Annotated in this window: 11 protein-coding genes; all 11 read left to right on the top strand. The window is 59.4% G+C overall.

What is annotated here, in order from left to right; translation table 11 throughout:
• Positions 1 to 23 precede the first annotated feature (23 nt).
• The 11 genes from BUE09_RS09970 to kdsA all read left to right on the top strand — a co-directional run bounded on the left by BUE09_RS09970 (position 24) and on the right by kdsA (position 13,575).
• On the top strand, positions 24 to 527 hold the full coding sequence (locus BUE09_RS09970) for an OmpH/Skp family outer membrane protein (RefSeq protein ID WP_031310707.1): 504 nt from the start codon (positions 24 to 26) through the stop codon (positions 525 to 527).
• Entirely contained in the window at positions 527 to 1,585 is a 1,059-nt protein-coding gene (gene lpxD / locus BUE09_RS09965; protein ID WP_073300834.1) for a UDP-3-O-(3-hydroxymyristoyl)glucosamine N-acyltransferase, read from the top strand. Before BUE09_RS09970 ends, lpxD begins: the two co-directional genes overlap by 1 nt.
• Before the next feature lie 100 nt (positions 1,586 to 1,685).
• Positions 1,686 to 2,126, top strand: a complete 441-nt coding sequence (gene fabZ, locus BUE09_RS09960) for a 3-hydroxyacyl-ACP dehydratase FabZ (RefSeq protein WP_073300833.1) — start codon at positions 1,686 to 1,688, stop codon at positions 2,124 to 2,126.
• A complete protein-coding gene (gene lpxA / locus BUE09_RS09955) occupies positions 2,123 to 2,899 on the top strand; it encodes an acyl-ACP--UDP-N-acetylglucosamine O-acyltransferase (protein WP_073300832.1) in 777 nt (258 codons plus the stop codon). Before fabZ ends, lpxA begins: the two co-directional genes overlap by 4 nt.
• A 1-nt stretch (position 2,900) precedes the next feature.
• Complete coding sequence (lpxB, locus tag BUE09_RS09950) at positions 2,901 to 4,034, top strand: lipid-A-disaccharide synthase (RefSeq protein WP_073300831.1); 1,134 nt, start codon at positions 2,901 to 2,903, stop codon at positions 4,032 to 4,034.
• Complete coding sequence (gene rnhB, locus BUE09_RS09945; protein WP_073300830.1) at positions 4,034 to 4,681, top strand: ribonuclease HII; 648 nt, start codon at positions 4,034 to 4,036, stop codon at positions 4,679 to 4,681. The genes lpxB and rnhB overlap by 1 nt, the downstream gene beginning before the upstream one ends.
• Before the next feature lie 135 nt (positions 4,682 to 4,816).
• Positions 4,817 to 8,338 (top strand): DNA polymerase III subunit alpha, encoded by a 3,522-nt coding sequence (gene dnaE, locus BUE09_RS09940; protein ID WP_073300829.1) that lies wholly within the window; start codon positions 4,817 to 4,819, stop codon positions 8,336 to 8,338.
• 186 nt (positions 8,339 to 8,524) lie between these two features.
• Positions 8,525 to 9,475 (top strand): acetyl-CoA carboxylase carboxyltransferase subunit alpha, encoded by a 951-nt coding sequence (locus tag BUE09_RS09935; protein WP_073300828.1) that lies wholly within the window; start codon positions 8,525 to 8,527, stop codon positions 9,473 to 9,475.
• Between the two features lie 166 nt (positions 9,476 to 9,641).
• The gene (tilS, locus tag BUE09_RS09930; protein ID WP_073300827.1) at positions 9,642 to 10,961 is read left to right on the top strand and encodes a tRNA lysidine(34) synthetase TilS; all 1,320 of its coding nucleotides are present in this window, start codon (positions 9,642 to 9,644) and stop codon (positions 10,959 to 10,961) included.
• A gap of 140 nt (positions 10,962 to 11,101) precedes the next feature.
• Complete coding sequence (locus BUE09_RS09925) at positions 11,102 to 12,733, top strand: CTP synthase (RefSeq protein ID WP_073300826.1); 1,632 nt, start codon at positions 11,102 to 11,104, stop codon at positions 12,731 to 12,733.
• On the top strand, positions 12,730 to 13,575 hold the full coding sequence (kdsA, locus tag BUE09_RS09920) for a 3-deoxy-8-phosphooctulonate synthase (protein WP_073300825.1): 846 nt from the start codon (positions 12,730 to 12,732) through the stop codon (positions 13,573 to 13,575). The genes BUE09_RS09925 and kdsA overlap by 4 nt, the downstream gene beginning before the upstream one ends.
• Positions 13,576 to 13,577 lie beyond the last annotated feature (2 nt).

Genomic DNA, 13,577 nt, shown 5'->3' with positions numbered 1-13,577 from the left:
ATTTATGAAGAGTGGTATATACCGTGCGTAAGTTGACCCAATTGCTTGTTGTTGCCGCTGCTCTAGTGGCGACCCCCGCATTCGCCGAGATGAAAATAGCGGTAATGAACTACCAGATGGCTTTGCTCGAATCAGACGCAGCCAAGCGCTACTCGGTCGATGCTGAGAAGAAATTCGGCCCGCAGCTGGAGAAGCTCAAGGGGCTTGAAAGCGACGCCAAACGCATTCAGGACCGCCTGGGCAAGGACGGCGACAAGATGCAGCAGGCCGAGCGTGAGCGTCTTGAGCTTGAGTTCAAGCAGAAGGCGCGTGACTTTCAGTTCCTGTCCAAGGAGCTCAACGAGTCCAAGGCTGCCGCTGATCGGGACATGCTCAAGCAGCTCAAGCCCAAGCTGGATAAATCGGTTGAAGAAGTCATCAAGAAAGGCGACTACGATCTGGTTCTCGAGCGCGGCGCGGTGGTTGATGTCAAGCCACAGTACGACATCACCCGCCAGGTCATTGAGCGCATGAATCAGCTGCGCTGATGAGCGAAGTAGCCTATTCACTCGGCGATCTGGTCGAAAGACTAGGGGCCGAGCTGCGCGGCGATGGCTCGCTGCTAGTGTCAGGTTTGTCGACTTTGCAGGATGCCGGCCCTGAACATTTGAGTTTTCTGGCCAACGCGCAGTACCGGAAGTTTCTAGCCACGACGAGGGCGGGAGGCGTGCTGCTTACGGCCAAAGATGCCGAAGGCTACACGGGTACTGCTTTGGTTGTCGCCAATCCGTATCTCGCCTATGCGCGTATCTCGCATTTGTTCGAGAGCCGGCCACGCGCGTCCACCGGTGTTCATCCCTCTGCTGTAATCGATCCCACTGCCGCGGTTGATCCCTCGGCGCGCATCGGCGCACAAGTTGTGATTGAAGCCGGAGCCTGGGTTGGCCCCGATGTGGAGATCGGCGCCCAGTCCGTGGTTGGTGCGCGAAGCCGCATCGGCGCGGGTGGGCGGCTCGCTGCTCGAGTCACCCTTTGCCATGATGTGATTATCGGCGAGCGCGTCGTTATTCAGCCCGGTGCGGTGATCGGTGGTGAAGGGTTCGGTTTTGCCAACGAGCAGGGCAGTTGGGAGAAGATTGCGCAGCTCGGTGGCGTGCGTATTGGTGACGACGTCGAGATTGGCGCCAATACCACCATCGACCGTGGTGCCATATCGGATACGGTTATAGGAAATGGCGTTAAGCTGGATAACCAGATCATGATCGCCCACAACGTTCAGATCGGTGATAACACCGCCATGGCAGGCTGTTCTGGCATATCCGGCAGTACCAAGATCGGTCGCAACTGCATGATCGCTGGCGGTGCCGGGCTCGTTGGGCATATTGAAGTCTGCGATAACGTGTTCATAACCGGTATGACCATGGTTACCCGGTCGATCACCGAGCCGGGAAGCTATTCATCAGGGACGGCTATGCAGCCCGCTGCGGAATGGCGCAAGAGCGCTGCCCGGATTCGTCATCTTGACGACATGGCTCGTCGCCTGCAGCAAGTGGAAAAACGCCTGGCATCCGTGACCCCATGCGGGGATGCGTCTTCTGATGGCTGACCCTACCGTCTGATCGTTCCTGTCAGAGGCGTTCGCCAGCGGTTTGCGCGGCGTATATAGCCGTGTCGACTCCTACATTCCTTACGGGCTTTTTCTTCATATGATGGATATCAACGAGATACGCGAATACCTTCCTCACCGATACCCCTTTCTGCTGGTAGACCGGGTGGTGGAGCTGGATACGGACGCCAAGCGTATTCGCGGCTACAAGAATGTCACCATCAACGAGCCGTTCTTCAATGGTCACTTCCCGCAACATCCGATCATGCCGGGCGTATTGATCATCGAAGCCATGGCGCAAGCGGCGGGACTGCTTGGTTTCAAAATGATGGAAGCGAAGCCGGCTGATGGCACCCTTTACTTCTTCGTCGGCTCGGACAAGCTGCGCTTCCGTCAACCGGTCGTGCCGGGCGATCAATTGACCCTAGAGGCGTCTTTCATCAGCGCCAAGCGTGGAATCTGGAAGTTCGATTGCCGCGCCAGTGTAGATGGCAAGCCGGTATGCTCGGCTGAAATCATTTGTGCGGAACAGAAGATATGAGTTTGGTGGACCCTCGCGCCATCGTCGATCCTGCGGCACGGCTGGCTGATGATGTTCAGGTCGGTCCATGGTCGATCATCGGCCCGGATGTCGAAATAGGCGAGGGAACCGTGATCGCGTCTCACGTGGTCATCAAAGGGCCGACCCGCATTGGCCGGCACAATCGAATCTTCCAGTTTTCCTCGGTGGGTGAAGACACACCTGACCTCAAATACAAGGGCGAGCCCACGCGCCTGGTAATCGGCGACCATAACGTGATTCGGGAAGGGGTGACCATTCACCGCGGAACCGTGCAGGATCGAGGCGAGACCACGCTTGGTAACCACAACCTGATCATGGCCTATGCGCACATCGGTCATGACAGCGTGATCGCCAATCATTGCATCCTGGTCAACAACACGGCGCTGGCCGGCCATGTGCACGTGGGCGACTGGGCGATCCTGTCCGGATACACCCTTGTCCATCAGTATTGCCATATCGGTGCCTACAGCTTTTCCGGCATGGGGACTGCCATTGGCAAGGACGTTCCGGCGTTCGTGACGGTGTTTGGCAACCCGGCTGAAGCGCGCAGTATGAACTTCGAAGGCATGCGTCGCCGTGGCTTCAGCGCTGATGCCATCATGGCGCTGCGCAATGCCTACAAGGTCGTCTATCGCAAGGGGTTCACGGTTGAGGCTGCGCTAACTGCGCTCGAGGCGGATGCGCTGGCATTTCCCGAAGTGGCGCTGTTTAGGGACTCCGTGCAGGCCTCGAATCGCGGCATTACGCGCTGATATGTCCAGCCCTCTGACAGTTGCGTTGGTGGCTGGCGAAGCGTCCGGCGATATCCTCGGCGCAGGCTTGATGCAGGCGCTCAGGGCTCAGCACCCGGACGTCGCATTTGTCGGCGTGGGTGGGCCTCGAATGGAGGCGCAGGGGCTCGTATCCTATTTTCCGCAAGAGCGCCTGGCTGTGATGGGGTTGGTCGAGGTGCTCGGACGTCTACCGGAGCTGCTTGCACGTCGCAAGCGTTTGCTCAAGACATTGCTTGACGTGCGGCCTGACGTGTTCATCGGGATTGACGCACCGGATTTCAATCTGGACTTGGCGCTTAAACTCCGGCGCGCTGGTATCAAGACGGTGCATTACGTAAGCCCGTCGGTATGGGCTTGGCGACAGAAGCGCGTGCTGAAAATCCGGGACGCCTGCGATCTGATGCTGACTCTGTTTCCCTTCGAGGCGAAGTTTTACGACGACCATCAGGTGGCGGTTCGTTTTGTAGGCCACCCGCTGGCCGACACCATCCCGTTGGTATCCGATCGAGCCGCGGCGCGGGATATGCTGAACCTGCCGCAGGAAGGCCTGATCGTGGCGCTGATGCCCGGCAGCCGGGGCGGAGAGGTGGGGCGTCTTGGCGAGCTGTTCCTGGCCGCAGCCGACCGGCTGCGCTCGATGCGTCCGGGGATTCGCTTCGTGGTGCCCTGTGCCAGTCCCGAACGGCGAGCTCAATTGGAGCAGATGCTGATAGGACGGGACCTCCCGCTGACGTTGCTCGACGGTCGTTCCCATGAGGCGTTGGCTGCCTGCAATGCGGTGCTGATTGCCTCCGGCACCGCAACGCTCGAGGCCTTGCTGTACAAGCGGCCCATGGTGGTGGCTTACAGCGTTGCGCCGCTGACGTTTCGGGTCCTCAAGCGCCTGGTTAAGAGCCCCTATGTGGCCTTACCTAATTTGTTGGCCCAGCGGCTCCTTGTTCCGGAGTTGCTTCAGGATGCTGCGACTCCGGACGCAATGGCTCAGCTGTTGTCGCCATTGCTGGATAACGGTGACAGACAGACCGAAGGGTTTGATGCGATTCACCGTACGCTGCGTTGCGATGCCTCGAGCCAGGCGGCCGATGCAGTACTCGAACTGATAGGCGCGCGCTGATGCAAATCGGGCTGGATTTCAATCTGGTTGAAGAGCTGGTCGCTGGCGTCGATGAAGTGGGTCGTGGCCCACTGTGTGGGCCCGTGGTTACCGCAGCGGTGATCCTTGATCCTTTGCGTCCAATCGAAGGTTTGAACGATTCGAAGAAACTCAGCGAGGCGCGCCGCGAGGCGTTATTCGAGGAGATTTGCCAGAAAGCGCTGGCCTGGTGCATCGCCCGCGCCGAGGTGCATGAAATCGACCAGCTGAACATCCTGCACGCCACCATGCTGGCCATGCAGCGGGCGGTTGAAGGACTGAGTGTCCAGCCTCGGCTGGCCTTGATCGACGGTAACCGCTGCCCCCAACTTGCGGTGCCTAGCGCTCCGGTGATTCAGGGAGACGCTCAGGTGCCCGCTATTGCCGCTGCGTCGATTCTGGCCAAGGTCAGCCGAGACCGGGAAATGTGCGCGCTGGACCTGTGCTATCCAGGCTATGGGCTTTCCGCCCATAAAGGCTATCCGACGCCGTACCATCTCGAAGCCTTGCAGCGGCTCGGCCCGACCATTATCCACCGCCGCTCCTTCGCGCCTGTGCGCAACCTGCTGGAGCAGAGCGGCGCAGTGGTTGAGCGCGTGACCATCGAAACGGCCAGCCTGCTGGGCTGATTTGCGCTCCCGGCATTTTCAGCCTGTCGACGCGTACGTTTCCTCTGATCCACGAGCGGTCAATCGTCGCCTTAATCGGCCCTCGCTTTCCGGTACAATTCGCGGCTTGTTGTTTCGCCAGTCCAAGGTTCGTTCATGCCCGTCTCCTTCGTCCATCTCCGTCTACACACTGAATATTCCCTGGTCGACGGACTGGTACGCGTCAAGCCGTTGGTGAAATCGGTAGCCAGCGCGGGCATGCCGGCGGTCGCTGTCACTGACCAGAGCAACATGTGTTCGCTGGTCAAGTTCTACAAGGCGGCTCAAGGCGCCGGGATCAAGCCGATTTGTGGTGCCGATATCTGGCTCGCCAGCCACGACGAGGATGGACCGCTCAGCCGTTTGACCTTGCTGGCGATGAACAGCCACGGATATCGCAACCTGACCGAACTGGTTTCGCGCGGCTGGACGGAAGGTCAACGCAACGATCAGATCATCATCGAGCGAGAGTGGGTCAAAGGCGCGGCAGATGGTTTGATTGCATTGTCCGGCGCCAAGGAAGGTGAGATTGGCCATGCGCTGATTGACGGCGAGGAAGCGTCAGCCGCGGCGTTGCTGGAGGAGTGGAAGCAGATCTTTCCGCAGCGCTTCTACCTCGAAGTACAGCGCACCAGTCGCGTCAACGACGAAGAGCACCTGCATGCTGCCGTGGCGTTGGCGCAGCGCTACAGCGTTCCGCTTGTGGCTACCAATGACGTGCGTTTTCTCAAACAGGAAGACTTTGAAGCCCACGAAACGCGCGTGTGTATCGGCGAAAGCCGCACCCTAGACGATTCGCGGCGGCCGCGTAATTATTCCGACCAGCAGTATCTGAAGACGCCCGAGGAAATGTGGGAGCTGTTCAGCGACCTGCCCGAGGCGTTGGAAAACACGGTGGAGATCGCCCGACGCTGCAACATTGAAGTGCAGTTGGGAACCTACTTCCTGCCTGATTTCCCGGTGCCAGCGGGAATGACCATGGACGAGTACTTCCGCAAGGTCTCGTTCGATGGTCTAGATGAGCGCCTCGAGGTGCTGCTACCGAAGGACACGCCTGACTACGAGGCGAAGAAGCAGGTCTATATCGACCGGCTGAATTTCGAACTCGACATCATCATCCAGATGGGCTTCCCGGGCTACTTCCTGATCGTTATGGACTTCATCCAGTGGGCGAAGAGCAACGGCGTGCCGGTAGGGCCTGGGCGGGGATCGGGTGCAGGATCGCTGGTGGCGTATGTACAGAAGATCACCGATCTCGACCCACTGGCCTATGACCTGCTGTTCGAGCGCTTCCTGAACCCTGAGCGGGTCTCGATGCCGGACTTCGACGTCGACTTCTGCATGGACGGGCGCGACCGGGTCATCGACTACGTGGCGGAGAAATACGGCCGCAATGCAGTCAGCCAGATCATCACCTTCGGTACCATGGCGGCCAAGGCCGTGGTGCGCGACGTGGCGCGGGTGCAGGGCAAGTCCTACGGTCTGGCCGATCGACTGTCGAAGATGATTCCCTTCGAAGTCGGCATGACCCTCGCAAAAGCCTACGAGATGGAGGAGCCGCTCCGGGATTTCCTGGCCGTCGACGAAGACGCCCGGGAAATCTGGGACATGGCGCTCAAACTCGAAGGCATCACGCGCGGCACCGGCAAGCATGCTGGCGGCGTGGTCATCGCGCCGACCAAGCTCACTGACTTCGCACCCATCGCCTGCGATGACGAGGGCGGCAGCCTGGTGACCCAGTTCGACAAGGACGACGTCGAACAGGCCGGTCTGGTCAAGTTCGACTTCCTCGGTCTGCGCACCCTGACCATCATCAAGTGGGCGCTGGAAACCATCAATCGCGAGCAGGCGCGCAAGGGGCTCGATCCCGTCAACATTGATTTCATCCCGTTGGACGACAAGCCGACGTACTCGTTGCTGCAAAAAGCCGAGACGACCGCAGTCTTCCAGCTTGAATCGCGCGGGATGAAGGAGCTGATCAAAAAGCTCAAACCGGACTGCCTGGAAGACCTCATCGCTCTGGTGGCGCTGTTCCGGCCCGGTCCGCTGCAGTCGGGCATGGTTGACGACTTCATCAACCGTAAGCACGGCCGGGCAGAAATTTCCTACCCTCATACGGATTACCAGTATGAAGGCCTCAAGCCGGTGCTGGCGCCTACTTACGGCATCATTCTGTATCAGGAACAGGTGATGCAGATCGCTCAGGTCATGGGCGGCTATACCCTTGGTCAGGCGGACATGCTGCGCCGCGCCATGGGTAAGAAAAAGCCCGAGGAGATGGCCAAACAGCGCGGCGGCTTCATCGAAGGTTGTGCCAATAACGGCATCGACGCCGATCTGGCTGGTAACATCTTCGACCTGGTGGAAAAATTTGCTGGTTACGGCTTCAACAAATCCCACTCGGCTGCCTATGGCCTGGTCTCGTACCAGACCGCCTGGCTCAAGGCGCATCACCCGTCGCCTTTCATGGCCGCGGTGCTCTCGGCGGACATGCACAACACCGACAAGGTGGTCACGCTGATCGAAGAATGCCGCAGCATGAAGCTGCGCATCGACGCGCCTGATGTGAACAACTCCGAGTTTAAGTTCACGGTCAGTGACGATGGCCGGATCATTTACGGGCTTGGCGCGATCAAAGGCGTCGGTGAGGGCCCGGTCGAAGCCATCTGTGAATGCCGCAAGGAAGGCGGGCCGTTCAAGGATCTGTTCGATTTCTGCAGCCGTGTCGATCTCAAACGAATCAACAAGCGCACCCTCGAAGCCCTGATTCGCGGAGGCGCACTGGATCGTCTCGGCCCCTATTTCTCGGACGAGCCGAAGGCCTACCAGGCCAATATCGATCGCAATCGGGCGGTCCTGCTCTCGGCAATGGAAGAGGCTATCCAGGCAGCAGAGCAGACGGCACGCAGCCTCGATAGCGGCCATGCGGACCTGTTCGGCGGATTGTTCGCTGAGCCCGAAGCAGACGTTTATGCCAACCATCGAAAAGCCCGTGAGCTGTCCTTGAAGGAGCGTTTGAAAGGCGAGAAGGACACGTTGGGGCTCTACCTCACTGGCCATCCGATCGATGAATATGAAGGTGAGGTCCGTCGTTTTGCCCGTCAGCGCATCATTGATCTGCGTCCCGCTCGGGGGGAGCAGACCATCGCTGGCCTGATCGTCAATCTTCGAGTAATGAAGAACAAAAAAGGCGACAAGATGGGTTTTATCACCCTTGATGACCGCTCGGGACGGATAGAGGCTTCGCTGTTCGCGGAAGCTTTCAACAGCGCTCAGGCGCTGTTGCAGACCGATGCTCTGGTGGTGGTTGAGGGCGAAGTCAGTAATGACGATTTCTCTGGAGGCCTGCGCCTGCGAGCCAAACGGGTCATGAGTCTGGAAGAAGCTCGAACCGGGCTGGCCGAGAGTCTGCGGGTAAAAGTCGCTGGCGAGGCGCTCAAGGGTGATCGGGTTCGTTGGTTGGCCGATGTCTGTGGTCGTCATCGCGGCGCCTGTCCGATCACGCTGGAATACACCGGCAGCGATGCGAAAGCGCTGCTGCAGTTCGGTGAAAGCTGGCGAATCGATCCGGCTGACAACTTGATTCAGGCATTGCGTGACCAGTTCGGGCGCGACAACGTCTTTCTGCAATACCGATAGCGGGACCAGCCGACTGGTGCACCCTTGCAGGTGCGAGACCCATTCGGCGTCCTGAACCGGCCCGATCCTGGATTGGGCCATGTTTGCGAACATTTTGTTCGACCTGAATGCGTCCGTCCCGTAAGGTAGGGCGCAAAAAACGGAACAGCTCCCGGCCGCCTGGCCGTCGACGCATGACGGATGCCTATGAACCCGAATTTTCTCGATTTCGAACAGCCGATCGCCGACCTGCAAGCCAAGATCGAAGAATTGCGCCTGGTTGGTAACGACAACTCGCTGAACATTGGCGATGAGATTGCCCGCCTGCAGGACAAGAGCGAGTCGCTCACCGAGAGCATCTTCGGCAATCTAACCAGTTGGCAGATCGCTCGTCTGGCCCGCCACCCGCAGCGCCCCTACACGCTGGACTACATCAACCATCTGTTCACCGAATTCGAAGAGCTGCATGGCGATCGCCACTTCTCCGATGACGCCGCGATCGTCGGCGGCACTGCTCGCTTGAATGGCGAGCCGGTGATGATCATCGGGCATCAGAAGGGCCGTGAAGTCCGCGAAAAGGTACGCCGCAACTTCGGCATGCCGCGTCCGGAAGGCTACCGCAAGGCGTGCCGTCTGATGGAAATGGCCGAGCGCTTCAAGATGCCGATTCTGACTTTCATCGATACTCCCGGCGCCTATCCGGGTATCGACGCTGAAGAGCGCAACCAGAGCGAAGCGATTGCCTGGAACCTGCGAGTCATGGCGCGGTTGAAGACACCCATCATCGCCACTGTGATTGGCGAGGGTGGTTCCGGCGGTGCGCTGGCCATTGGCGTCTGCGATCAACTGAACATGTTGCAGTACTCGACCTATGCGGTCATCTCGCCGGAAGGCTGCGCTTCGATTCTCTGGCGCACCGCTGACAAGGCGCCGGAAGCTGCCGAAGCCATGGGTGTCACCGCTGAACGCCTGAAAAACCTCGGTATCGTCGACAAAATCATAGCCGAGCCGTTGGGCGGTGCTCATCGCAATCCGGCGGTGGTTGCCGCGTCGCTGCGTGACGAGCTGACCGCTCAGCTCGACATGCTCAGAGGGCTCGACACCGAAGCGCTGCTAGCGCGGCGTTACGAGCGTCTGATGAGCTACGGAATCGCCTGATAATCAAGCGGTAGGTCAATAAAAACGGCGGGTTTTCCCGCCGTTTTTGTGCCTGCTCAACTGGCTTTTCCAGCGCTGCCTCGGTACCGCAACGATCCAAGCGGCTGGCTAGCATGCGTCCGTTTTCAGCTTATGCTGATATTTGTTTTTTCTGAGTTGCAATCAAATGTCTCTTGAGTCTCGGCTGCTTGATACGTTGCAACCCTGGCGTACAGCGCCGCGCTGGTGTGTGGCATTTTCCGGAGGGCTTGACTCCACTGTGCTACTGCACCTGTTGGTGCGCTTATCGTCTCGCGAAAAACTCCCGCCAATAAATGTGATCCATGTCCACCATGGGTTGCAGCCAGCGGCTGATGGGTGGCCCGCACACTGCCGGTCCATCTGTCAGACACTGGGTATCGAGCTGCAGGTAGTGCGAGTGCAGGTCCAGGCAGGCCCGAGCCTCGAAAGCGCCGCGCGAGCTGCGCGCTATACGGCATTCAGCGACTGCCTAAACACTGCCGAGGTGTTGTTTACTGGCCAGCACCGGGACGACCAGGCAGAGACCCTGGTCTTTCGCCTGCTGCGCGGTGCGGGGGTGCGCGGGCTCGCCGGCATGCCTGTGGTACGCGCGCTGGGTGATGGCTGGTTGGTGCGGCCCTTGCTGGATATCGGGCGGGGCGAGCTGGAAGCCTATGCGCGAGTACAGGGGCTCAACTGGGTCGAGGACCCGAGCAATCAGTGCACAGGGCATGCCCGGAACTTCCTGCGCCATCGTGTCATGCCCGTGCTTCGGCAGCGCTGGCCGCGAGCCGTGGAAAACATGGCGCGCACCGCCACACATCTGGGCGAGGCGCAGCAGTTGCTGAATGAACTGGCAGAGATTGATCTGCGCGAGGCGCGCCAGCAGGGGCGGTATCAATGGTTGCCGATGCCAAAGCTCTCGTTGTCGTCTTTAGCGTTGCTCAGCCCGGCTCGACAGCGCAACGCATTGCGTTACTGGTTGGTAGATTTGACTGCACTTCCCGACAGCGATCACTGGGCTGGGTGGGATGCGCTGCGCGATGCTAATCCGGATGCCGCGCCGGTCTGGCGCTTGGCCGCTGGCGAGCTGCATAAAGGCGATGGGTGCATCTGGTGGCTTTCAGGACCCTGGTTGACCACGGTGGCGGGGTCTGTCGATTGGCCGCAGCCGGACACCGATCTGCATCTGCCAGACAATGGCCTCCTTCGCTTGAGTGGCGACGCTGGGGAGGGCGCGCTGCAGGTGCGCTATCGTCAGGGCGGCGAGTCATTGAGCATTCCCGGCCGTGGCCGTCGTGATCTCAAGCGGCTGCTCAATGAGGCTGGAATGCCAGGGTTCGTACGCTCGCGTCTACCGTTGCTCTTCCTAAACGGTGAGCTCGTTGCGGTAGCCAATCTGCCGCAGTTCGATGCTCAAGCCCTGTCGCTTCATTGGTCGCCGCCGGCCGACGCCAGGTTTGAGCTGATAGGGTCTTTCGAGTAGACTACGCTCCCGTCCCAACACAGCTTCTGCGGCTTTCTTCGAAAACCGTGGCAGTTGAGCTATTGCCGCCCCAGGCGCAGTAGCACCTTCGCTTTCCCCCGGCGGCGCTAGCCGCTTAACGCAGACTTCTAGGGTTTTTCATGACGCGCTACATCTTCGTCACGGGTGGTGTTGTTTCTTCATTGGGGAAAGGCATCGCCTCGGCTTCATTGGCGGCCATCCTGGAGGCGCGGGGCCTGAAGGTCACGATGCTCAAGCTGGACCCTTACATCAACGTGGATCCGGGCACCATGAGCCCGTTCCAGCACGGTGAGGTGTTCGTCACCCATGACGGCGCCGAGACCGACCTCGACCTGGGTCATTACGAGCGGTTCATCCGCACGACAATGACCAAGAGCAACAACTTCACCACCGGTCGCGTCTACGAAGACGTACTACGGCGCGAACGCCGCGGTGATTACCTGGGCGCGACCATTCAGGTCATCCCCCATATCACTGACGAGATCAAGCGCCGCATCATCAAGGGTGCTGGAGATGCTGACGTGGCGCTGGTGGAAGTCGGTGGAACGGTCGGCGATATCGAGTCGCAGCCGTTCCTCGAGGCGATTCGTCAGTTGCGTGTCGAGGTCGGCGCCAAGCGCGCGATGCTCATGCACTTGACCCTGGTGCCTTATATCGCCACGGCTGGTGAGACCAAGACCAAGCCGACTCAGCATTCGGTCAAGGAGCTGCGCTCCATCGGTCTGCAGCCGGACGTACTGGTGTGCCGCTCCGATCACCCGATCGATGTCTCCTCACGGCGCAAGATCGCGTTGTTCACCAACGTCGAAGAGCGAGCGGTGATCAGCCTGGAGGACGTCGATACCATCTATAAGATTCCTGGAGTGCTGCATGCTCAGGGTCTGGACGACTTTGTGGTCGAGCGCTTCGGTCTGGAGTGCGGCGGCGCGGATCTGTCCGAATGGGATCGTGTGGTCGATGCCAAGCTGAACCCCGAGAAGGAAGTCACCATCGCCATGGTCGGTAAGTACATGGAACTTCTGGATGCGTACAAATCTCTGATCGAAGCAATGAGCCACGCTGGCATTCAGAGCCGTACCAAAGTGAACCTTCGCTACATTGACTCCGAAGACATCGAAAACCAGGGCACCGGTCTGCTGGAAGGCATGGATGCGATCCTGGTTCCGGGCGGTTTCGGTCTGCGCGGCGTGGAAGGCAAGATTGCCACTGTCAAATATGCCCGCGAAAACAAAATCCCTTATCTGGGTATCTGTCTCGGCATGCAGGTCGCAGTGATCGAGTTTGCCCGTGACGTACTCGGCTGGACCGATGCCAACTCGACCGAGTTCGACAAGGACAGCGGCCATCCAGTCGTCGGTCTGATCGCTGAGTGGGCGGATGCCACAGGCACCGTGGAAACCCGTACCGATGCGTCCGATTTGGGCGGTACCATGCGCCTGGGTGCGCAGGAATGCGGCCTCGAAGCGGGCTCTAATGTCTTTGCTTGCTATGGCAAGGAACGCATCGTCGAGCGTCACCGCCACCGTTATGAGGTGAATAACAACCTGTTGCCGCAGCTGGAGGCGGCCGGGCTGAAAATCACCGGTCGTTCCGGGGACGGCGCGCTGGTCGAAGTGGTAGAAGCACCGGATCATCCGTGGTTCGTAGCCTGCCAGTTCCACCCCGAATTCACCTCAACGCCGCGCGATGGTCATCCGCTGTTTAGCGGCTTCGTCAAGGCTGCGCTGGATCATAAGGCGGGCAGGGCATGAGCCAGAAGACCATCCGCGTCGGCAATATCGAGATCGGCAACGACAAACCGTTCGTGCTCTTCGGTGGCATGAACGTACTGGAATCTCGCGACCTTGCGCTGCAAATCTGCGAAACCTACGTGAAGGTCACCGAGAAACTCGGTATTTCCTATATCTTCAAGGCCAGTTTCGACAAGGCCAATCGCTCCTCGATCAACTCCTTCCGCGGCCCTGGCCTGGAAGAGGGGATGCGCATCTTTGAAGATGTGAAGAAGACCTTCGGCGTGCCGGTGATTACCGATGTGCATGAGCCGCATCAGGCCCAGCCGGTTGCTGAAGTGTGCGACATCATTCAGCTGCCCGCCTTCCTGTCTCGGCAGACCGATCTGGTGGTTGCGATGGCGAAGACCGGTGCGGTGATCAATATCAAGAAGGCGCAGTTTCTCGCGCCGCAGGAAATGAAGCACATCCTCACCAAGTGTGAAGAAGCCGGTAATGATCAACTGATCCTTTGCGAACGCGGCTCCTCATTTGGCTACAACAACTTGGTCGTCGACATGCTCGGCTTCGACATCATGAAGCGGATGCAATATCCGGTGATCTTCGATGTCACACATGCGCTGCAGATGCCGGGTGGCCGCGCCGACTCGGCTGGTGGTCGTCGTGCACAAGTTACCGATCTGGCCAAGGCCGGCCTCAGCCAGGGCCTGGCCGGGTTGTTCCTTGAAGCGCACCCGGATCCCGAAAATGCCAAGTGCGATGGACCCTGTGCGCTGCGTTTGGACAAGCTCGAACCCTTCCTCACCCAGCTCAAGCAGCTGGATGACCTGATAAAGAATTTTGCGCCAATCGAAACTGCTTGAAG

Source organism: Stutzerimonas xanthomarina DSM 18231 (assembly GCF_900129835.1).
Lineage (GTDB): Bacteria > Pseudomonadota > Gammaproteobacteria > Pseudomonadales > Pseudomonadaceae > Stutzerimonas > Stutzerimonas xanthomarina.
The sequence above is the reverse complement of the archived record's forward strand: the minus strand, read 5'-3'. Positions and strand labels throughout refer to the sequence as shown.

Excerpts from the sequence above, each read along its gene's own strand:
- BUE09_RS09925 (WP_073300826.1), top strand. The coding sequence starts at position 11,102 with ATGACGCGCTACATCTTCGTCACGGGTGGTGTTGTTTCTTCATTGGGG.
- fabZ (WP_073300833.1), top strand. The coding sequence starts at position 1,686 with ATGATGGATATCAACGAGATACGCGAATACCTTCCTCACCGATACCCC.
- lpxB (WP_073300831.1), top strand. The coding sequence starts at position 2,901 with ATGTCCAGCCCTCTGACAGTTGCGTTGGTGGCTGGCGAAGCGTCCGGC.
- tilS (WP_073300827.1), top strand. The coding sequence starts at position 9,642 with ATGTCTCTTGAGTCTCGGCTGCTTGATACGTTGCAACCCTGGCGTACA.
- lpxA (WP_073300832.1), top strand. The coding sequence starts at position 2,123 with ATGAGTTTGGTGGACCCTCGCGCCATCGTCGATCCTGCGGCACGGCTG.
- lpxD (WP_073300834.1), top strand. The coding sequence starts at position 527 with ATGAGCGAAGTAGCCTATTCACTCGGCGATCTGGTCGAAAGACTAGGG.
- rnhB (WP_073300830.1), top strand. The coding sequence starts at position 4,034 with ATGCAAATCGGGCTGGATTTCAATCTGGTTGAAGAGCTGGTCGCTGGC.
- kdsA (WP_073300825.1), top strand. The coding sequence starts at position 12,730 with ATGAGCCAGAAGACCATCCGCGTCGGCAATATCGAGATCGGCAACGAC.
- BUE09_RS09935 (WP_073300828.1), top strand. The coding sequence starts at position 8,525 with ATGAACCCGAATTTTCTCGATTTCGAACAGCCGATCGCCGACCTGCAA.
- dnaE (WP_073300829.1), top strand. The coding sequence starts at position 4,817 with ATGCCCGTCTCCTTCGTCCATCTCCGTCTACACACTGAATATTCCCTG.